Origin of the sequence: Lentzea sp. NBRC 105346 (assembly GCF_030269605.1) — a bacterium.
Lineage (GTDB): Bacteria > Actinomycetota > Actinomycetes > Mycobacteriales > Pseudonocardiaceae > Lentzea.
This window is the reverse complement of the sequence record NZ_BSTQ01000011.1, coordinates 115,375-135,174: the sequence shown is the minus strand read 5'-3', so window position 1 is coordinate 135,174 and position 19,800 is coordinate 115,375. Positions and strand designations below refer to the sequence as shown.

Annotated in this window: 20 protein-coding genes; 14 read left to right on the top strand and 6 right to left on the bottom strand. The window is 69.4% G+C overall.

Translation table 11 applies throughout. The features are described 5' to 3' along the window. Positions 1-49: 49 nt before the first annotated feature. On the bottom strand, positions 50-403 hold the full coding sequence (locus QSK35_RS23530; protein ID WP_285749618.1) for a cupin domain-containing protein: 354 nt from the start codon (positions 401-403) through the stop codon (positions 50-52). Between the two features lie 74 nt (positions 404-477). Here QSK35_RS23530 and QSK35_RS23525 point away from each other — a divergent pair, with 74 nt between their 5' ends. Continuing rightward, complete coding sequence (locus QSK35_RS23525) at positions 478-918, top strand: MarR family winged helix-turn-helix transcriptional regulator (protein ID WP_285749617.1); 441 nt, start codon at positions 478-480, stop codon at positions 916-918. Here QSK35_RS23525 and QSK35_RS23520 read toward each other — a convergent pair whose 3' ends face one another. Beyond that, entirely contained in the window at positions 919-1,506 is a 588-nt protein-coding gene (locus tag QSK35_RS23520; RefSeq protein ID WP_502881703.1) for a TMEM165/GDT1 family protein, read from the bottom strand. It lies immediately after the preceding gene. A 126-nt stretch (positions 1,507-1,632) separates the two neighbouring features. Here QSK35_RS23520 and QSK35_RS23515 point away from each other — a divergent pair, with 126 nt between their 5' ends. Genes QSK35_RS23515 through QSK35_RS23500 form a run of 4 tightly spaced genes read left to right on the top strand, consistent with a single transcriptional unit; the run spans position 1,633 to position 8,231 of the window. Then, entirely contained in the window at positions 1,633-3,090 is a 1,458-nt protein-coding gene (locus QSK35_RS23515) for a cytochrome ubiquinol oxidase subunit I (RefSeq protein WP_285749616.1), read from the top strand. Positions 3,091-3,100: 10 nt separating this feature from the next. Further along, a complete protein-coding gene (gene cydB / locus QSK35_RS23510; RefSeq protein WP_285749615.1) occupies positions 3,101-4,069 on the top strand; it encodes a cytochrome d ubiquinol oxidase subunit II in 969 nt (322 codons plus the stop codon). Further along, positions 4,069-7,122: a thiol reductant ABC exporter subunit CydD gene (gene cydD, locus QSK35_RS23505; RefSeq protein ID WP_285749614.1), complete on the top strand. Its 3,054-nt coding sequence runs from the start codon at positions 4,069-4,071 to the stop codon at positions 7,120-7,122. Before cydB ends, cydD begins: the two co-directional genes overlap by 1 nt. Positions 7,123-7,127: 5 nt before the next feature. Further along, the gene (locus tag QSK35_RS23500; protein ID WP_285749613.1) at positions 7,128-8,231 is read left to right on the top strand and encodes a GAF domain-containing sensor histidine kinase; all 1,104 of its coding nucleotides are present in this window, start codon (positions 7,128-7,130) and stop codon (positions 8,229-8,231) included. Here the strand turns inward: QSK35_RS23500 and QSK35_RS23495 are convergent. After that, positions 8,206-8,826: a response regulator gene (locus QSK35_RS23495; RefSeq protein ID WP_285749612.1), complete on the bottom strand. Its 621-nt coding sequence runs from the start codon at positions 8,824-8,826 to the stop codon at positions 8,206-8,208. The two genes, QSK35_RS23500 and QSK35_RS23495, sit on opposite strands and share 26 nt — an antisense overlap. Before the next feature lie 60 nt (positions 8,827-8,886). Here QSK35_RS23495 and QSK35_RS23490 point away from each other — a divergent pair, with 60 nt between their 5' ends. Then, complete coding sequence (locus tag QSK35_RS23490; protein ID WP_285749611.1) at positions 8,887-9,381, top strand: GNAT family N-acetyltransferase; 495 nt, start codon at positions 8,887-8,889, stop codon at positions 9,379-9,381. 47 nt (positions 9,382-9,428) lie between these two features. On the opposite strand, the gene QSK35_RS23485 is transcribed toward QSK35_RS23490, so the two are convergent. After that, positions 9,429-9,998, bottom strand: coding sequence for a macro domain-containing protein (locus QSK35_RS23485; protein WP_285749610.1), 570 nt, complete (start codon positions 9,996-9,998; stop codon positions 9,429-9,431). A gap of 88 nt (positions 9,999-10,086) precedes the next feature. On the opposite strand from QSK35_RS23485, the gene pheA reads away from it, so the two are divergent. Together pheA and QSK35_RS23475 are read left to right on the top strand one after the other, a co-directional pair. Further along, a complete protein-coding gene (pheA, locus tag QSK35_RS23480; RefSeq protein WP_285749609.1) occupies positions 10,087-10,986 on the top strand; it encodes a prephenate dehydratase in 900 nt (299 codons plus the stop codon). Further along, the gene (locus tag QSK35_RS23475; protein WP_285749608.1) at positions 10,983-11,576 is read left to right on the top strand and encodes a histidine phosphatase family protein; all 594 of its coding nucleotides are present in this window, start codon (positions 10,983-10,985) and stop codon (positions 11,574-11,576) included. The genes pheA and QSK35_RS23475 overlap by 4 nt, the downstream gene beginning before the upstream one ends. A gap of 808 nt (positions 11,577-12,384) precedes the next feature. Here QSK35_RS23475 and QSK35_RS23470 read toward each other — a convergent pair. Both QSK35_RS23470 and QSK35_RS23465 read right to left on the bottom strand, forming a co-directional pair. Then, positions 12,385-12,735, bottom strand: coding sequence for a metallopeptidase family protein (locus QSK35_RS23470; protein WP_285749607.1), 351 nt, complete (start codon positions 12,733-12,735; stop codon positions 12,385-12,387). Next, the gene (locus QSK35_RS23465; protein WP_285749606.1) at positions 12,732-13,778 is read right to left on the bottom strand and encodes a septum formation family protein; all 1,047 of its coding nucleotides are present in this window, start codon (positions 13,776-13,778) and stop codon (positions 12,732-12,734) included. The genes QSK35_RS23470 and QSK35_RS23465 overlap by 4 nt, the downstream gene beginning before the upstream one ends. A gap of 139 nt (positions 13,779-13,917) precedes the next feature. On the opposite strand from QSK35_RS23465, the gene QSK35_RS23460 reads away from it, so the two are divergent. From QSK35_RS23460 to QSK35_RS23435, 6 genes are all read left to right on the top strand, one after another. Continuing rightward, entirely contained in the window at positions 13,918-14,565 is a 648-nt protein-coding gene (locus QSK35_RS23460) for a hypothetical protein (RefSeq protein WP_352244143.1), read from the top strand. Position 14,566: 1 nt separating this feature from the next. Continuing rightward, positions 14,567-15,730, top strand: a complete 1,164-nt coding sequence (locus QSK35_RS23455) for a glutathionylspermidine synthase family protein (RefSeq protein ID WP_285749605.1) — start codon at positions 14,567-14,569, stop codon at positions 15,728-15,730. Positions 15,731-15,749: 19 nt separating this feature from the next. Continuing rightward, a complete protein-coding gene (locus tag QSK35_RS23450) occupies positions 15,750-16,199 on the top strand; it encodes a DUF350 domain-containing protein (protein WP_285749604.1) in 450 nt (149 codons plus the stop codon). Between the two features lie 56 nt (positions 16,200-16,255). Next, positions 16,256-17,512, top strand: a complete 1,257-nt coding sequence (gene serS, locus QSK35_RS23445) for a serine--tRNA ligase (RefSeq protein WP_285749603.1) — start codon at positions 16,256-16,258, stop codon at positions 17,510-17,512. A gap of 97 nt (positions 17,513-17,609) precedes the next feature. After that, positions 17,610-18,977: a hypothetical protein gene (locus QSK35_RS23440; protein WP_285749602.1), complete on the top strand. Its 1,368-nt coding sequence runs from the start codon at positions 17,610-17,612 to the stop codon at positions 18,975-18,977. A gap of 112 nt (positions 18,978-19,089) precedes the next feature. Then, positions 19,090-19,788, top strand: a complete 699-nt coding sequence (locus QSK35_RS23435; RefSeq protein WP_285749601.1) for an acyl-ACP--UDP-N-acetylglucosamine O-acyltransferase family protein — start codon at positions 19,090-19,092, stop codon at positions 19,786-19,788. The last annotated feature ends 12 nt before the right edge of the window (positions 19,789-19,800 follow it).

The following is a 19,800-nucleotide window of genomic DNA, read 5'->3' as shown; positions in this document are numbered from 1 at the left end:
GAAGACCCAGCAGCTGATCGACGAGGCGAAGAAGCTCGCCGCCGAGGTCTCAGAGGGACCAGGGGCCGGTGATCTTCTGGCCGTCGGCGAGGATCCCGGTGATGCCGACGCTCGTGGCGACGATGAGCCGAGCGGGCCCGCCGCTGATCGATAGGTCGGTGAACGGCTTGCAGATCACGACGTCACCTGGCCCGGCCTCGTGGCCCTGGATGCGGACCCGGCCCTCCAGCACGTAGAAAACCTCTTCCTTGTCCACCTGATGCGACTCGGAGTCGGCGTTCTCCGGCACGTCGACCGTCCACAGGGCGATCTCCTCGCTGCCGCGCGACGGCACGGCCAGCGAGCGGAACACGAACCCGTGGCGCTCGAACACGGGGGCGGCGGCAGCGGTGGCGAGTGGCATTGCGTCTCCTTGAAGTAGTCAACTTGGTTGTCTAACCATAGAATATGGTCAACCAGGTTGTCTAGGAGGTTTTCGTGGAACCTGTGTCGATGCTGCTGGCCATGGCCTACCGGGCGATGGGGGACCAGTTCCACGAACGCCTGCGCGCCGTCGAGCTGGAGCCCCTGCGGCCCGCGCACGGGTACGTGTTCCGGTTCCTCGCGGAGCGTCGCGCCACCGCTCAGGACCTGGCCGCGCACCTCGGGGTGACCAAGCAGGCGGCGGCGAAGATCGTCTCCGAGCTCGTGGAGTGGCGGTACGTGCAGCGAGAGCCGCATCCGACGGACAAGCGGGCGCAGTACGTCACGCTCACCACGAAGGGACGGGACTACCTCAAGTTCGCCGACGGGATGTGGGCCGATCTCGAAGCCGAGATGGCGTCGGTCATCGGCACCGCGGAACTACACGCGCTCAAGGGGAACCTGAAGAAGTACCTCGACCACGTGGGCGTGCACCACCTGCGCCCGGTGTGGTGACTAGATCGCCTGCCAGAACGCCAGCGCCGAGAACACCGCGAACACCACGCCGGCCACCCGCTGAATCCAGTGCGTCGGCAACCGGTCCGCGAGCTTGCGCCCCACCAGCACCGCCAACCCGGCCACGGCGACCAATGCCAGCCAAGCGCCGACACCGACCGCCACCGGCGTCCCGTACCGCGCGGTGATCCCGGCCGTGGCGAGCTGCGAGGCGTCACCCCACTCGGCGGCGAACAACACCCCGAACGACGCGAGAGCCGCCCGCCAGAACGGGACCGACGCAACCCCGGATGAGGAAGCGTCGACCGCGGAGTCCGAAGAGAACCCCTCGCGCAGCAAGAGAAACGCGCCGACACCGAACAGCACGCCGACCACAAGCGACACCAGCCGGTCCGGCAACAACGTCAGGACCGAACCGAACGCGACCGCGATCAGCGACTGCACCGCGAAGGCGAGCACCACGCCGACGAACACCGGCAGCGCGCGGTACCGCGTGGTCAGAACCAGGGTCGCGACCATGGTCTTGTCGGGCAGTTCGACGACGAACACCACCGCGAAGGCGGTGAGCAGTGCGATCAGGGCGGCCACGAGACTCCGTTCTACCCGCCACGCCGCCACGGATGGGGGTGATGTCGCGCACGGGACCAAGGTCCTACCCGGACGAGGGACCGTCGTACCTGATAACCGCCGTGATCACCGAATACCGTCGATGACGTGGACGTGCTCGATGTGGCCCGGTGGCAGTTCGGCATCACCACCGTCTACCACTTCCTCATGGTGCCGTTGACCATCGGTCTGTCATTGCTCGTGGCGATCATGCAGACCGCCTGGGTGCGGACGGACAACCCCAAGTACCTCGCGATGACGAAGTTCTGGGGCAAGCTGCTGCTGATCAACTTCGCCATGGGCGTCGTGACCGGCATCGTGCAGGAGTTCCAGTTCGGCATGGCCTGGAGCGAGTACTCGCGCTTCGTCGGGGACGTGTTCGGCGCGCCGCTGGCCATGGAGGGGCTCGTCGCGTTCTTCGTCGAGTCGACGTTCCTCGGGTTGTGGATCTTCGGTTGGGACAAGCTGCCGAAGAAGGTGCACCTGGCGTGCGCGTGGGCGTTCTCGTTGGCCACGCAGGCCTCCGCGCTGTTCATCATCGCCGCGAACTCGTGGATGCAGCACCCGGTCGGGATCGTCTTCGAGGACGGCAAGCCGCGGCTCACCAGCATCTGGGCGGTGCTGACCAACAACACCGCGCTCGCCGCGTTCCCGCACACCATCGCGGGCGCGTTCGCCGTCGCCGGGACGTTCCTCGTCGGCATCAGCGCCTGGCACCTGTGGAAGAAGTCGGACCGGGAAGAGGTCTGGAAGGGCAGCCTGAAGTTCGGCACGTGGGTCGGCGTCGTCGCGTTCGCCGTGCTGGCGATCACCGGGGACGTGCAGGGCAAGCTGATGTTCGAGCAGCAGCCGATGAAGATGGCGGCCGCGGAGGCGTTGTGCCACACCGAACAACCGGCGAGCTTCTCGGTCTTCGCGATCGGTGACGTGCGCCGGCCGGACTGCGAGAACGTCAAGAGCATCACCGTGCCCGCGTTGCTGAGCTTCCTGGCGCACAACGACCTCACCAGCGAGGTCAAGGGCATCGAGGACCTCGTGCCGCTCTACCAGGAGAAGTACGGGACCAACTACCCGGTCGACGAACGGCTCGGCGACCTGTCGGGCAAACCGATCGACTACACGCCCGTGCTGCCGGTGACGTACTGGGGCTTCCGGCTGATGATCGGGTTCGGGGCGATCGCGGCGGGCTTCGGGCTGCTGGCGCTGTGGCTGACGCGCAAACGCGTCCCACAAGGTCGCTGGTTCCCGCTCGCGGCACTGGCGAGCATCGCGACCCCGTTCCTGGCCAACAGCTTCGGCTGGATCTTCACCGAGATGGGCAGGCAGCCGTTCGTGGTGGTGCCGAATCCCAATCCGTCCGGAGTGGACGGTGTGTGGATGTACACGGCACAGGCCGTCTCGGCATCGACGGTCGGCGAGATCCTCACCTCGTTGATCGCGCTGACCCTGACCTACGGTGCGCTGGCGTGCGTCGAGGTCTACCTGATCCGCAAGTACGTGCGTGGTGGCATCGCCGGCGTCATGCCCGCGAAGACCACCGACGGCACGCTGGCCTTCGCGTACTGAGGGAGAAACCGTGGAGACGCTCTGGTTCTGCGTGATCGCCCTGCTGTGGCTGGGCTACCTCTTCCTGGAGGGCTTCGACTTCGGCGTCGGGATGTTGCTGCCGATTCTCGGTCGCGACAACACCGAACGACGCGTCATGATCAACACCATCGGGCCGGTCTGGGACGGCAACGAGGTGTGGCTCCTCGTCGCGGGCGGTGCCACGTTCGCGGCGTTCCCCGGCTGGTATGCGGCGCTCTTCAGCGCCGCGTACCTGCCACTAACCCTGTTCCTGCTGGCGCTGATCGGGCGCGGCGTGGCGTTCGAGTACCGCGGCAAGGTCGACTCCGACCGCTGGCGCCGGACGTGGGACACGGTGATCACCATCGGGTCGTGGGTCGCCGCGCTGGGCGTGGGGCTGATCGTCTCGACGACCGTGCTGGGCCTGCCGTTGAACGCCAACGGCGATCGCGTCGGCTCGGTGTTCGCCGCGGTGCGCTGGGACACGGTGCTCGGCGGGCTCGCGGTCGCCGGGTACGCGCTGGTGCACGGCGCGGTGTTCGTCGCGCTCAAGACCGAGGGCGACATCCGCGAGCGGGCCCGGCGGCTCGCACTGCGGATCGCGCCGGTCGCGTTGCTGCCCGTCGCAGTGCTGCTGTTCCTGGTGGCGGGCTGGTGGGCGGTGGGTGCGGCGGTACTGGCCGTGGCCGCCGTGTGGCGGCTTGCGCTCGGTCGCGAGGGGCAGGCGTTCGCGTTGCTGGGGCTCACGATCGCGGCGACGGTCGTGACCTTGTTCGGCTCGCTCTACCCGAACGTCCTGCCGTCCACTTTGGACAGCGCGTACTCGCTCACGGTTCACGGCGCGGCCTCGTCGCCGTACACGCTGACCGTGATGACGTGGGTGGCCGCGTTCGGCACGCCGGCGGTGCTGATCTACCAGGGCTGGACGTACTGGGTGTTCCGCAAGCGCATCGGCGTCCAGCACATCCCGAGCCACTGATGAGAGGCCCGCTGGGCGCACTGCCCGCCCTCTCGCGAAGCGCCCGGAAAGCACTGGTGCTGGTCGGCGTACTGGCGTTCCTCAACGCCCTGGCGCTCGTCGCGCAGGCGGTCGCGCTGGCCACGGCGTTGACCGCGCACACCGGACTACCGCTCCTGCTGATCGCCGTCGTGGCTCGCGCCGGGCTCGCCTGGGCGACGGAGTCGGCCGCGGCCCGTGCGGCGGCGGGCGCGAAGGAAGAGCTGCGGACCAAGCTGCTCGCCTCCGCGATGGCCCGCGGCCCGGAGTGGATCTCCGCCCGTGGGCCGGCCGAACTGGCCGTGCTCGCGACCAAGGGCCTGGACGCGCTGGACGCGTACTTCACGCGGTACCTGCCCGCGCTGGTCACGGCCGTGGTCGTGCCGCCGGTCGTGGGCGCGTGGATCCTGTGGACCGACTGGACTTCGGCCGCGCTGATCGTGGTCACCGTGCCGCTGATCCCGGTGTTCGCCGCGTTGATCGGCTGGTACACCGAGAAGCGGGTGGCGCGGGCCGCCGAGGTGACCGAGCGGCTGTCGGGCTACCTGCTCGAACTGTTGCGCGCGCTGCCCGTGCTCACGGTGTTCGGCCGGGCGAAGGCCCAGGCCGAGGCCGTCAGAGCGGCCGGTGAGCAGCACCGCCGCGCCACGATGGGCACGCTGCGGGTGGCGTTTCTGTCCGCGCTGGTGCTGGAGATCGCCGCGTCGCTGTCGGTCGCGTTGATCGCGGTCGGTATCGGGCTGCGGCTCGTTTCCGGCGACCTGACGCTGGCGACCGCGCTGGTCGTGCTGATCCTCGCGCCCGAGTGCTACCTGCCGTTGCGTGCGGCCGGGGCCGCCCATCACGCCAGCGAGGACGGCCTCGAAGCCGTCCGCCGAGTCGCCGAGGTCGTCGGCGACGTGCCTGCACCGGCCGACTCGGGGGAGCGGCCGGTGCAGCGCATCAGCGTGCGGAACCTGCGGGTGCTGCGCCGCGGCGGGTTCGCGCCGGACGGCGTGTCGTTCGACGCCGTCGCCGGTCGGATCCACCGCCTCGGCGGCGCCAGCGGGGCGGGCAAGTCTACGACGCTCGGCGTGCTGCTCGGGTTCGTCACGCCGCACGACGGCACGGTCGACGCCGACGGCGACCTCAACTCGCGCACGGTCGCGTGGATCCCGCAGCGGCCGGCGTTCGCCGCGTCCACTGTGGACGCTGAGCTGGAGCTGGCCGAACCTCGGTCTACCGAACGGCAACGGCACCGGGTTTTGGCGGAGGTCGCCGCCGGTCACCTGGCGCACCGGCCGATCACCCAGTTGTCCACAGGTGAACGGCAGCGCGTCGCCGTCGCGCGGGCGTTGCTGCGGATGCAATGCGGCGCGAACGTGCTGCTCGCCGACGAACCCACCGCGCACCTCGACGCCGCGACCGCGGCCAAAGTCGACAAAGCGATCAAGCGAGTTGCCGACCTGGGCGCGATCGTCGTGCTGGCCACGCACCGCACCGCCGAGCAGGTCGAGGACGAGACGCCCGCACTGCTGCGACAGTCCGAAGAACTCCCTGAGCAGGCCAAACCCAAACGGCTGCTGACCCGGCGCGCGCTGGCCGGCGCCGCGCTGGGCATCGCGGCGAGCGCCAGCGGCGTGGCGTTGACGGCGCTCTCGGCGTACCTGATCGCGCGCGCCGCCGAACAGCCGCCGATCTTCACGCTGTCCGTGCTCGTCGTGGGCGTGCGGACGTTCGCGCTGGCCAAGGGCGTGCTGCGGTACACCGAGCGACTGGTCTCCCACGACGCGGCGTTCCGGCTCGCCGAACGCCTGCGCGTCGACCTGTGGCACGCGATGGTCCGGCTCGGCCCGGCCCGCGTCCGGCCGGACGGTCTGCAGCGACTCGCCGACGACACCGACACCGTGCGCGATCTGGTGCCGCGCGTGCTGTTCCCGCCGATCGTCGCGGCCGGTGTGGGCGCCGGAACCGTCGCGCTGTTCGCGTTCATCGACCCGCGCGCCGCGCTCGCGCTGGCGGTGGCGTTGCTGATCGGCGGCATCGCGGCACCGCTGGTGGCGACCCTGACCGAACGCCGGGCGAGCCTGGTGCTGGCCCAGGGCAGGCGGGAGATCGCGGCCGAGGTGCTGACCGTGCTCACCGCCGCGCCCGACCTGATTGCCGGCGGCGCGCACGAACGCAAGCTCGCCGAGCTGGAGCGCAAGGACGCGGAGCTGGCGAAACAGGCGCGCCGGCAGGCGTTCGGCACGGGCGCGGCGACGGCGATCCTGCACCTCACGACCGGTGGCGCAGCGCTGGTCTGCACGGCGCTGGGCGCTGGCCTCACGGGCCCGGTGCTCGGCCTGGTCCCGTTGGCACTGGCCGAGGTGCTGAGCCCGTTGCCGCTCGCCGCGCAGCAACGACGCACGCTCGTCCAGGCCCACCAGAGGCTGTCGATTGACGTGTCGAAGCAGCCGGAACCGTTGCGCGGCAAGCGAATCCGGCTCAGCCACGTCGACGTCGGCTGGCCCGGCGGCGACCCGGTGCTGACCGACGTGAACCTGGACGTCAGGCCGGGCACGCACCTCGCGGTCGTCGGCCCGTCGGGTACCGGCAAGTCGACGCTCGTCGCGTTGCTGCTCGGTTTTCTCCAGCCCAGCAAGGGAATCGTGGAGCTGCCGCGCGCGACGTGGTGCCCGCAGGACCCGCAGCTGATCTCGACGACGGTCCGCGAGAACCTGCGCATGTCCGGCCCGCACGACGACGAGCGCTTGCGCTGGGCGTTGCGTCAGGCCGCGCTGCCGCACTGGACCGACCGGCTTGACGTGGTGATCCGCCAGGACCAGGTCAGCGGCGGCGAGGCGCAGCGGCTCGCGCTGGCCAGGGCCTTGCTGCACGACGCCGACGTGCTGCTGCTGGACGAGCCGACGGCGCACCTCGACGACGACACCGCGTACGAGATCCTGATCAACCTCAGCAAGATCGACAAGACGATCGTGCACGTCACGCACCGGCCCGAAGAGGCGGCTCGCGCGGATGTCGTGCTGGACACGGGACAGCCCGCATACCGTTGAACACCATGGACCCCCGCCTGGCGCGCCGCGTGCTCGTCGCGTCGACCGAGATCACCTCCGCCGCGCTCGAGGACCCGGACGCGGTGCTCGGCCTCGTCGTGCGCAGTGCCGCCGAACTCGCCGAGGCCGACCTCGGTCTCGCGATGCTCACCGCCGACGACGGCAAGCTCTCCGTCGAGGCGTCCAGCGGTGAGCCGATCGGCGCGGTGCTGTCGTCCCGGTCGGCCGCGGCGAAGGCCGCACGCACCGGCGTGCCCGTGGTGGCCGACGACGTGACGAGCGACCCGCGCACGGCGCCGTTCGTGCCGAAGGCGTTGCGCGGCTACGGCCCGTTCGCGGTGGCGCCGTTCGGCACCAAGGACCGCAGGCTGGGCGCGCTCGCCGTGTACCGCAAGCGCGGCGCGAAGCCGTTCACCGAGGCCACGGTCGACGTGCTGGCCGCGTTCTCCGCGCAGGCGGGCCTCGCGGTCGTGCTCGCCGAGGGCGTGACGGCCCGGCAGCGGGTCGCGGTCTACGAGGAACGCGACCGCATCGCGCGCGACCTGCACGACGTGATCATCCAGCGCCTCTACGCCGCCGGAGTGCAGCTGGACCTGCTGGAACGCCGCGTCGGCAAGAAGCTGGACGCGCCGGACCTGGCCCGCATCAGCGAGGCCGTCGACCAGCTCGACCAGACCATCGCCGAGGTCCGAGGCACCGTGCGCCGGCTGCGCAGTGCCGACCCGGACGACCACGCCGACCTGCTCAGCTCCGTGCGCGCCGAGGTGCGCACGGCGGGTGAGCTCCTCGGGTTCCCGCCGAAGCTGCACGTGCGCGGCGACCTCGCGGACGTTCCCGCGAAGCTGGCCGACGACTCGCGGGCGGCGTTGCGCGAAGCCCTCTCCAATGTGGTTCGCCATTCCGGAGCCACTCGGGTGGCGGTTGACGTCCAACGTGACGAGAAACGGCTGTCGATCCGGATCGAGGACAACGGCTGTGGAATCCCGGAGGGCGTCACTCACCGCGGTCTGCGGCACCTTCAGGAACGTGCCGAGACGGCCAACGGCGAGTGCGACATCCAGACGTCCCCAAACGGTACAACCGTCACCTGGGTGGCCCCGATCTCCTAGCCACCCAAGCGGCGGCTTGCGTTCGGCGTTCCATGCCCAACTTCGACAGAACGGAAGTCACGTAGTTCTTCACGGTCTTCTCCGCGAGGAAAAGGCGCTCACCGATCTGACGGTTCGTGAGACCTTCACCGATGAGGTCGAGCACGCGCTGTTCCTGATCGGTCAACCCGACCGGAGCGGGCCGTCGCATCCGCTCCAGAACACGTGCCGTCGTGGCCGGGTCGAGCAGTGACCGCCCGGCCGCCACCTCGCGCACCGCGGTCACCACGTCCTGGCCTCTGACCTGCTTCAACAGGTATCCCGAAGCGCCCGCCATGATCGCTCCGACGAGCGCTTCCTCGTCGTCGAACGCGGTCAGCACGAGGCATCTCAGGCCTTTGTCGCGCAACGTGCGGCACAGATCCACACCGCTGCCGTCGGGCAATTGCACGTCGACGACGGCGACATCGCACGACTCCGCATCCGCGCGGGTTACCGCTTCGTGCACCGATCCCGCTTCCGCGACAACGGTGATGTCCGATTCGTCGTCGAGCATCTCGCGCAGACCTCTGCGCACGACCTCGTGGTCGTCCACCAACAAAACGCGCACTGGCACGAATCCACCGTACGTCGAATGCCGGTTCACGAGTGAGTCTCGTATTGGCACAGTGCATGCATGACTGACGGCAGTGTGCGCGCGATCGAGGAAGCGGATCGAATCGTGGTCGCCCGGCTGGTGCTCGAATTGTGGGGCGCGCACACCGCAGTCGCGCACGGAGAGGTCTTCTTCCCGGCGAGCCTCCCCGGATTCCTCGTGGAGCGGCAGGGACAGGTGCTGGGCCTGCTCACCTACACGGTGACCGAGTCGATGCTGGAGATCGTGACGATCGACGCGCTGCGAAGAGGCCGGGGCGTCGGGACGTTGCTGGTCGACGCCACCGTGCGCAAGGCGCGCCAGATCGGCTGCACCCGCGTGCGGCTGACCACCACGAACGACAACCTCGACGCGCTGCGGTTCTACCAGCGCCGGGGGTTCAAACTCTGTGCCTTACGACCGGACGCGGTGCGCGAGGCGCGCAAGCTGAAGCCGGAGATCCCCACGGTTGGGGATTACGGCATCCCCATCACAGACGAGCTTGACCTGGAACGATGGGTCGCGCCCCGGCAGTAGTCCACAGGCATCCACATCCTTGTCCACAGGGTTGTGCACAACTCTGGTTATCCGACCCGAAGCGATGAGAAGACCTCGTCCCAGGCCGTCGCGACCTGGTGGGCACAGGTCTCCGGTGCGACGCCGCCGACACCGGTGCCGAGGCCGGGCATCGCGATCGTCTTGACGACCGTGCGCACCGGCCGGCCGTCTTCGAGCCGCCCTTCCTGCCAGAGCCGCAGCACCGCGCGTGCCGCGAGGTAGGGGTGCACGGTGTCCGATGGCAGCAACTCGCCGGGCCGCCGCATGGTCGGGGCGCTGATGAGCCACGCGGGCTCCTCCTCGCCGGTTGCCACGATCTGTGCCTCGCCGACCGGCAGCTCGCCGCCGTGATAGGCCAGCACCGCGCTGCGCACGTGCTGCTCGACCTGCGGAAACGCCCGCGCGTAGACGGCGTCGATGCCGCCGCGCATCCACCCCTGCGAGTTGGCCGGGCTGACCACGGCCTGCGCCTCGATGTCCAGCACGGAGCCCGGATGCACCCGGACGCCCGCCCGGCCGACCGCGACGGTCATCCAGGCGTTCGCGAGTGGTTCCTCGACCGCGCACAGCACGAGTTCAGGCGCTAGTTCGGGCACGCCCCCAGCATTCCAGTAGTGACACCGTGTTCGGAACCGGGTTTGATACCGGCCACCTGGGTGATCCTTGCCTCAGTAAGGTTGTGAAGTGCCGCGCATCGCCTACTTCGGACCGCAGGGAACGTTCACCGAGCAGGCCGCCCTGGCCTTCGCGCTGGAGGACGCCGAGCTGGTACCGGTGGACACCGTCCCGCTAGCGCTCGCCGCCACCCGCCGCGGCGACACCGACTTCTGCTGCGTCCCGGTCGAGAACTCCGTCGAGGGCGCCGTTCCCGCGACCATGGACGCCCTGGTCACCGGCGACCCACTCGTCGCCGTGGCGGAAACCGTGCTACCCGTGCACTTCAGCATCCTGGTCCGGCCGGGCACCAATGAGATCAAGACCGTCGCGAGCCACCCGCATGCTCTGGCCCAGGTGCGCGAATGGCTCGGCGAGCACCTGCCGCACGCCACCCCGATCGCCACCGCGTCGACCGCGTCCGCTGCCAAGTCGGTCGCGAACGGCGAGTTCGACGCCGCCGTGAGCGCCCCGGTCGCGGTCAGCCACTACCCGCTTTCGGAGTTCGCCACCGAGGTCGCGGACGTCGCCGACGCGCGCACCCGATTCCTGCTGCTGCGCAAGCCAGGTTTCCTGCCGGCGCCAACGGGCGCCGACCGCACCAGCGTCTGCGTGACCACCCCGGACCGCATGGGCGTCCTGGCGGAGCTGCTGACCGAGCTCCGCCTGCGTGGCATCAATCTCACCGGTCTCGAATCGCGCCCGACGAAAGGCAAACTGGGGGAGTACCGCTTCTACATCGACCTGGAGGGTCATGTCGCGGAGCCGCAGGTCGGCGACGCGCTGGCGGCGCTGCACCGGCACTCCCGCGAGATCAGGTTCCTCGGGTCCTACCCCAAGGCCGACCACGAGCCCGCACCCATGCACAACGCCGAGTTCACCGCCGCGACCACCTGGGTCGAGGCCGTGAGAAAGGGCGAAACCGGGTGAGGTTGCTGCTGGTCAGGCACGGTGAGACGGCGTCGAACATCGCACGGGTCCTGGACACGGTTCCCCCCGGCCCGCCGCTGACCGAGCTCGGCCACAAGCAAGCCCGCGAGCTGGCCGACGCCCTGGCCGACGAGGACATTTCGGCCGTCTACGCCAGCGTCGCTCTGCGGACCCAGCAGACCGCCGCACCGACCGCCGAGCGGTTCGGGTTGCCCGTTCAGGTGCTCTCGGGCGTGCACGAGATCCAGGTCGGCGACTACGAGGGCATGAACAGCACCGAGGCCTACCGCGCCTACCTGCACACCGTCGTCGCGTGGGCCGAGGGGCGGCTCGACGTCGCGTTCCCGAACGGCGAGTCCGGGCAGCAGGTGCTGGACCGGTTCCTGCCCGCGGTGCGGTCGATCGAGCAGGACGGGACCGTCGTGCTCGTCACCCACGGCGGGTCCGGGCGGATGGCCGCGCTGGCGCTGGCTTCCAACGTGCCGGCGGAGCTGGCCGAGAACCTGTTGCCTAACACCGGGGTCGTGGTGCTGGAGACGGCCGGGGACGGCTACCGCTGCACGTCGTGGGCGGGTGTGCCCGTCCCGTAGGCCTGCGGGTGTACCCGGTTCCGTGGCGGCGCCTGCCGCCGTGGGCCGGCGGGTGTGCCCGTCCCGTGGCGGCGTGCCTGCCCGGTGGGCCTCCACGTCGTGGCAGGTGTGCCCGTTCCGCGGACTGGCAGGTGTGCCTGTTCCGCGGACCGGCGGGCGTGCCTGTTCCGCGGACCGGCGGGCGTGCCTGTTCCGCGGACCGGCGGGCGTGCCTGTTCCGCGGACCGGCGGGCGTGCCTGTTCCGCGGACCGGCGGGCGTGCCCGTTCCGCGGACCGGCGGGCGTGCCCGTTCCGCGGACCGGCGGGCGTGCCCGTGGGTCTCCACGTTGTGGCCTGGTGCGCCAGTCCCGTTAGACCGGCGGGACGTACCTGGCCCCCTAGACCCCGTGCACCCGCGCGCCCGTTCCCGTGGGCTGGCGTGCGTCCCCGTTTCCCTAACGGCGTGCCGGCTCCGTGGCCCGCGAGCGTGCCCGTTTCCCGTGGGGACCGAGCGTGCGTCCGTTCCGTCGGCCCTGCACCCGGTGGCTGGTGTGCCAGTCCCGTTAGGCCAGCGGGCCACGGTTCCCCAGACCCGTGCACCCCCGTGCCCGTTCCGCAAGCCCGCAGACGCCCGCGTATCCCGTCGATCCACACCCCGTGGCGGGCGGCCTTCCGTGAGATCGCCCCGCTCGACCACCCATCCCGTGCGAGATCGCTCGCTGCCCCCGCGCGCTTCCTTATGCGCTTCAAGCGTACCGCCGGGGTCTGACAATTCCGGGCCTCCGGCCCTGGTCACCACGAACGGGTGTACGAATCCGCCGAAAAAAATCAGCCCCACCCGAGCTCGTGCAGCCGGTCGTCATCGATCCCGAAGTGATGAGCGATCTCGTGGATCACAGTGATCGCCACCTCCTCCACGACATCCTCCTCGTCGGAGCAGATGTCGAGGATGGCCTCGCGGTAGATGAAGATCTGGTCGGGCATGACCCCGCCGTAGTCGGTAGTCCGCCGCGTCAAAGCAATCCCGGTGTACAGCCCGAGCAGCGAAGGATCCGACGGGTTGCGGTCCTCCACCAGCACGACGACGTTGTCCATGGCCCGCGCGAACTCGGGCGGCAGCAGGTCCAGCGACGAAGCGACCAGCTCCTCGAACCGAGCACGCGTCATCTCGACGCTCACGGCGTCTCCGACGAAGTGGTGGTGGGAGGACGCAGGGTCGGCACCTGGAGCCCCGAAGAAGACGGCGGCGCCGTGGAGGAAGCGGACTCCGAGTGCAGCGGAGCACCGGTGGCTTCGGACTGCTGCACGGTCGTCGTCTGCGGCGGGTTGGACGGCGTGATGGGCGGGGCGTTCGGGTTGCGCACCGAGCCGGTCCACGGCACGAGTTTGCCGTCGGCGGGCACGGCGCCGACCTTGCAGTTCGCCTTGTGCGAGCCGGCCGCCCAGCTTTCCTGCTTGCGCGTGTCCCAGCTGACCAGCAGGTTCTTCGCTCGAAGGTCGGCGCCGCCGGTGTACTCGGCGGTGATCTTGGCGCACTGCTCGGCCATCGTGGCTTCCTGCTTCTCCGGCGCCGGGAACTCGCCGTTGCCGAGGTCGACGATGCCGACGATCTCGAACGTGTGCGCCTGCGCGCAGTCGACGGGGTCGCCGACGTTGCCCTCGGGGGTTACGCCGAGGCAGACGGCCGGGTCGAAGACGTCGGACTGGTCGACGTTCTTGGCGCTGCCGAACGACGGGAGCAGCGCGCCGGATGGCGCGGACACCTGTAGGCCGCAGCGGATCGAGCGGTCGCCGGCCACCCAGCGCTTCTCGTCCGGGTTCAGGGAGCCGACCGAGTACTTGCCGAACGGGTCGAACTTGTTCGACAGGTAGGTCAGTGACGTCTGGGCGCAGTGGTCCTGGCTGATCTTCTGCCACAGCGTGCCGTCTGGGAACGGCGCTGAGGCCGGATAGGTCGCGCTGAGGTCGGCCAGGCCGCTGACCTCGAACTTGTGCTGCTTTCCGCAGTCCACTTTCTGGGCGTCGGACAGGTCCTTCGACCAGTTCAGGCAGTCGCCGGCGTTGGCCTCGTAGGCGGCGTTGACCGCGGAGCGGGAGTGGCCCAGCGGGCCGCCGGTGCCCAGGACCGTGGTGAACGCGCTGAGCATGAGCAGGATGAACGCTCCCGCGAGCGCGCCCAGCATGACCACCCGCGTGTCGCGGGTGTGTCCTGGTCGACTCAACCAACGGGCGCTCGGAGACATCTAAGCCATGATGCCTGTGCCGTGTTAGACCAGTGTCGGCTGGGTGATGTGTGTTTCGGTTAGGACACTCGTCACTCGTTCGGCCGCGTCTCTCGGTACCTTCCCCGCGGGAGTGGTGATGACTGACAACAACGTGCCAGGACCAGACAACCCGACACCGCCGTCGGGCCAGCCGCAGCAGCAGCCGCCGCCGTACGTTCCGCCGCCCGCGGAACAGGTTCCTGACCCGAACGCGCCGGCGAAGAAGGGGCGCGGGCAGATGCGCCAGCAGCGGCCCGGCGTCACCCAGCCGCGTCCGCCGACACTGGCCGAGCAGCGCGCACGCGAGGCCGCGAAGAAGGCCGAGCAGGAGCGCTACCTCGCCGAGGCGGCCGCCTACGAGAAGAAGCGCAAGATCCGTAAGCGCGTGCTCATCGGTGGCGGCGTCACCGTGGGCGTCGTCGGCCTCGTCGCGATCTGGTACGCGGCGGCCAGCCCCGACAACGTGACCGCGCAGTGCACGCAGAACGACGTCGTCGTGGACGACGACTACTGCAGCGAGAGCTACTACCGGTCGCACGGCGGGTACAGCAGCAACGGCTTCATCTACGTCGGCGGCAGCTCCTACCGCTACTACTACGGCGGCCCCGGCTACTCCGTCGGCCAGAAGGTCAGCGGCGGCAGCTACACCCTGCCCAAGGGTGCCAACGTCACCACGAAGTCCGGCACGACCATCCAGCGCGGTGGGTTCGGTCTGAAGAGCAGCGGTTCGAGCGGGGGCAGCTGACTTGCGTCGCGAAACTTCGCAACCACGCCAGAACTGGCAGTCGGTGGTTGCGGAACAGGGGCTCGTCTTCGGAGCGCCCGCCGCCGGGTTGAACGGCGCGCAGCGGCCGTACTGGGACGAGTCCGTCCACTACGTCTTCGACATGAGCGACATCCTGTCGCTGGAGGCGGACGTCGAGCTGCTCCACTCCATGTGCCTCGACGCGGTGGACAACGTGGTCACCACCGAGCGGTACCGCGACTTCGGCATCCCCGAGTGGGTGTGGCCGGCGATCGCGGACTCGTGGAAACGCCGCGACCCGCACGTCTACGGCCGGTTCGACCTCCGTTACGACGGCAAGGGCCCGGCCAAGCTGCTCGAGTACAACGCGGACACGCCCACGTCCCTGCTGGAGGCCTCGGTCATCCAGTGGAACTGGAAGACCGACGCGTTCCCCGAGGACGACCAGTGGAACTCGATCCACGAGAAGCTCGTCGAGCAGTGGGCGGAGATCACCGCGAAGCTGCCGTCCGGCGAGGTGCACTTCACGTGGTCGTCGGCGGACCCCTCGGGTGAGGACCACCTGACGCTCGCCTACCTGCAGGAGACCGCGGCCGAGGCGGGCATGAACACCGTGGGCCTGGCGATCGAGGAGATCGGCTGGGACTCGCTGTTGCGCCGGTTCGTCGACCTCGAAGAGGCGCCGATGAGCACGGTCGTGAAGCTCTACCCGTGGGAATGGGTGGTCGAGGAGCAGTTCGGCCGCTACGCCGTCGAGTCCCTGCCGGGCACGCTGTGGATCGAGCCGCTCTGGAAGATGCTGCTCTCCAACAAGGCGCTGCTGGCCGTGCTGTGGGAGATGTACCCCGGCCACCCGAACCTGCTCCCGGCGTACCTCGACGAACCCGGGATGCTCACTGAGTACGTGCGCAAGCCGCGTTTGGGCCGGGAGGGCTCGAACATCCAGATCGTGGCGCCCGGTTACGAGACCCAGACCGGCGGCGTCTACGGCAAGGAGGGCTACGTCTACCAGCTGTTCGACCCGCTTCCGGAGTTCGACGGCTACCGCCCCGCACTGGGTGCCTGGATCGTCGGCGACACGGCGGCGGGACTCGGCATCCGAGAAACGGTCGGTCTCGTGACCGACGATGGCGCGGCGTTCGTGCCGCATCGAATTGTTGAGTGACTGGAAGGGAACAGCACAAATGGTGAGCCTCGCGTTGGACCCCGGCTTCGGCTCGGCCATCGGCCGGGGCGTCGGCGCGATCGCGCTGTACGCCGTCGTCGGTCTGATTCTGATGGTGTTCGGCTTCTACGCGATCGACTGGACGACGCCGGGCAAGCTGTCGTTGCTGGTGCGCGGCGGCTGCCCGAACGCGGTGATCGTGACCGCGGCCGGCATGTTCAGCATGGCGCTGATCGTCGTCGTGGCGATCTACTCGTCCGCGGGCAAGCTCGACGAGGGCCTGCTCAGCTCCCTGATCTACGGCCTGGTCGGCATCATCGTGCAGGTCGGCGCGGTCCGGCTGCTGGAGTGGATCACGCGGCTGGACATCGGTGGCCTGATCGAGGACAAGAACTTCGCGCCCGCCAGCGTCGTCGTCGCCTCCGCGCACGTGGCCCTGGGCCTGGTCGTCGCCGTCGCGATCAGCTAGGACGTTGCAGTAGGCCTCCACAAAGTTCTTTGTGGAGGCCTACTACTCTCATTTGTGTGATTGACCTCAAAGTTCTGCGCGAGAACCCGGAGATCGTGCGCGCCTCGCAGCGCGCCCGTGGCGAGGACGAGGGTGTCGTCGACTCCCTCCTGGCGGCCGACGAGCGCCGCCGTTCCGCCATCTCCCGGGCGGACTCGCTGCGCGCCGAGCAGAAGCTGCTCGGCAAGGAGGTCGGCAAGGCCAAGGGCGACGAGCGTGCGGCGCTGCTCGCCAAGGCGAAGGAGCTGGCCGCCGAGGTCAAGGCCGCGGAAGCCGAGCAGCACCAGACCGAGCAGGAGCTCGAGGAGCTGCACCGCAGCGTCCCGAACCTGGTGCACCCCGACGCCCCGGTCGGCGGCGAGGACGACTTCGTCGTGCTCAAGACGGTGGGCGAGCCGAAGACGTTCGACTTCGAGCCCAAGGACCACCTGGACCTGGCCACGGCGCTCGGCGCGGTCGACATGGAGCGCGGCGCCAAGGTCAGCGGCTCGCGGTTCTACTTCCTGACGGGTGTCGGCGCGCAGCTCGAGCTCGCGCTGCTGAACATGGCCGCCGCCGAGGCGATCAAGAACGGCTTCACGCTCACCATCACGCCCACGCTGGTCCGGCCGGAGATCATGGCGGGCACCGGGTTCCTCGGTGCGCACGCGAGCGAGATCTACCACCTGGAGAACGACGACCTGTACCTCGTCGGCACCTCGGAGGTGCCGCTCGCCGGCCTGCACGCCGACGAGATCATCGAGACGGACAAGCGGTACGCGGGCTGGTCGTCGTGCTACCGCCGCGAGGCCGGGTCGTACGGCAAGGACACCCGAGGCATCATCCGCGTGCACCAGTTCAACAAGGTCGAGATGTTCTCCTACGTGAAGCCGGAGGACGCCGAGGCCGAGCACGCCCGGCTGCTGGGCTGGGAAGAGGACATGCTCGCCAAGATCGAGGTGCCCTACCGCGTCATCGACACGGCGACCGGCGACCTCGGCACGTCCGCGCACCGCAAGTTCGACTGCGAGGCGTGGGTGCCGACCCAGGGCAAGTACCGCGAGCTGACCTCGACGTCGAACTGCACCACGTTCCAGGCGCGGCGGCTGAACATCCGCTACCGCGACGAGAACGGCAAGCCGCAGACCGTCGCCACGCTCAACGGCACGCTGGCCACGACCAGGTGGATCGTCGCGATCCTGGAGAACCACCAGCTCGCGGACGGTTCCGTGCGCGTCCCCGAGGCGCTGCGGCCGTTCATGGGTGGCGTGGAAACACTTGCGCCGATCAAGTGAGAAATCCGCAAAACCTGGTACTTGAGCCGTAGCGAGCGCCTCCTAATAGACGACACCACATACGTACGACGTGGTGTGCGTCACAAAGGGGGAGTTCATGGCGTTCGAAGCGGCCGTCGACTCGATCGACATCACGCCGGAGTTCCCGCCGTACCCGAGCCTCTGGATGGGCGGGTACGGCTGGGACCGGCGCGGCAACCACGGGGTGGTCGCACGCAGGTTGCGCGCGCACTGCCTGGTGATCTGGGACAACGACGTCCCGAAGGTGCTGCTGCGCGCGGACCTGGTCAGCGTTCCGCGCGACGTGCACCAGACGATCAGGGGGACGCTGGTCGACGAGGGGCTGATCGCCGAGAACGACCTGATCATCCTCGCCAGCCACACGCACTCGGGCGCGCTGTACGGGGACACGCGGCCCAGTCCGTTCATCATCATGGGCCTCAACGACCAGGACATCGACGCCGTCAACGGCACCGCGTTCCTGATCACCGACGCGCTGATCCAGCTGGTCCGCGACACGCTCGACCAGGAGCGCAAGGAGGTCACGCTCTCCTACGCCGAGGGTGAGGCCAACATCGGCTTCAACCGCGTCGGGCTGGACACCGTGCTGAACACCGTGCCGGTGCTGCGCGTCGACACGGTCGACGACGAGCTGTTCGCGGTCGTCTTCGGCGCCGCCTGCCACCCGGTCTCGCGCGGCAAGGACGACGTGTTCGACGGCGAGTTCCCGGCCGTGGCCGCCGAGCTCATCGAGGACGAGCTGGGCGTGCCCGCGCTCTTCGTGCAGGGCGCGTGCGGCGACCAGGAGGCGCACGACCCGCACATCCCGGCCACCACCGACCTCATCGGCGGCATCCTCGGCCGCGAGGTCGTGCACCTGGTCGACGAGGCCGACTTCACCCCGCTCACCGGGCCGATCGGCACCGCGCTGGTGGAGATCGACCTGCCGTTCAACGTGGACACGTCCAAGCCGTCCGTCCGGGCCATGCTGCGGGAGAAGTACCAGGCCAGGCACGACTCGCTGAACCCGCTGGACGTGGACTGGCGGCACGCCGACGTCATGCTCAAGCTGATCGACGACGGCGACCTGCCGACGTCGATCCCGATGCCGATCCAGCGGTGGAACCTCGGCGGGCTCAGCATCCTGGCGCTCGCGCACGAGCCGTTGTCGGCGTACCACGTGCGGCTGCGCAAGATGTTCCCCGGCAACCTCTGGGTGATGGGCTACGCGAACGAGTGCGAGGCCTATGTCGCGGACAACGACACGTTGCGCTCGGGCGGCAACCTGCACGGTGGCTACGAGGCCGGGTGGAACGACGGCGACGACACCATCGCGGGCTCCGGGTGCTGGACCATGTCCTACGCCTGGCCCAGCCCGCTGAAGTTCTCCTCGGGCTTCGAAGGGGGTCCCGGAACCGCGGAACGCCTGGTGATCGACACCTGCAAGGGCCTGCTGGGCCTCTGAGGCGCGTCCTGGCCTGTCCTGCTCGTTGGGTAGAGTGGCTCCCCGGCCCCGTCCGGTGGATACGCCCCGGTGACGTGGGTTACAAACCGACTCACGGGCAGGACAGGACACGGTGGCCAACCGCATTCACGAGACCGCGATCATCGGCGCGGACGTCGAACTCGGCGACGACAACGTCATCGGACCGTACACGGTGATCGCCGGGCCGACCCGCATCGGCGACGGCAACTGGATCGGGCCGCACGTCAGCATCGGCGGACCCGCCGAGTACCTGGCCGCGCCGCACCCGGCGGGCTGGGACGGCGAGGTCGAGGGCCCCGGCGTCGAGATCGGCGACCGCAACCGCATCCGCGAGTTCGTCACGGTCAACCAGGGCTTCACGCACCCGACCAAGATCGGCAACGACTGCTACCTGATGGGCCGCGCGCACGTCGCGCACGACTGCCGCCTCGACGACAACGTCGTGGTCACCAGCGCCGTGCAGATCGCGGGCCACGTGCACGTCTGGTCCTACTCGAACATCGGCCTCGGCACCGTCGTGCACCAGCGCGTCGAGATCGGCCCCGGCGCGATGGTCGGCATGGGCTCGGCCGTCCGCAAGGAGGTCGGCGCGTTCACCATCACCGTCGGCAACCCCGCGCGCACGTCCGGCATCAACGTCGTCGGCCTGCAGCGCCGCGGCTGCGACGAGGACACCATCGCCGCGCTCACCAGCTTCCTGACCGGTAAGGACCCGCAGGTGCCCGCCGGTCTCCCCGAGGAAGTCGCCGCGCTGCTCAAGGCGTGGTCCGAGCGCGAACCCCAGCACTGATCCGGCTACCGA

Excerpts from the sequence above, each read along its gene's own strand:
- QSK35_RS23460 (WP_352244143.1), top strand. The coding sequence starts at position 13,918 with ATGACTGACAACAACGTGCCAGGACCAGACAACCCGACACCGCCGTCG.
- QSK35_RS23490 (WP_285749611.1), top strand. The coding sequence starts at position 8,887 with ATGACTGACGGCAGTGTGCGCGCGATCGAGGAAGCGGATCGAATCGTG.
- QSK35_RS23530 (WP_285749618.1), bottom strand. The coding sequence starts at position 403 with ATGCCACTCGCCACCGCTGCCGCCGCCCCCGTGTTCGAGCGCCACGGG.
- QSK35_RS23500 (WP_285749613.1), top strand. The coding sequence starts at position 7,128 with ATGGACCCCCGCCTGGCGCGCCGCGTGCTCGTCGCGTCGACCGAGATC.
- cydD (WP_285749614.1), top strand. The coding sequence starts at position 4,069 with ATGAGAGGCCCGCTGGGCGCACTGCCCGCCCTCTCGCGAAGCGCCCGG.
- QSK35_RS23450 (WP_285749604.1), top strand. The coding sequence starts at position 15,750 with ATGGTGAGCCTCGCGTTGGACCCCGGCTTCGGCTCGGCCATCGGCCGG.
- QSK35_RS23440 (WP_285749602.1), top strand. The coding sequence starts at position 17,610 with ATGGCGTTCGAAGCGGCCGTCGACTCGATCGACATCACGCCGGAGTTC.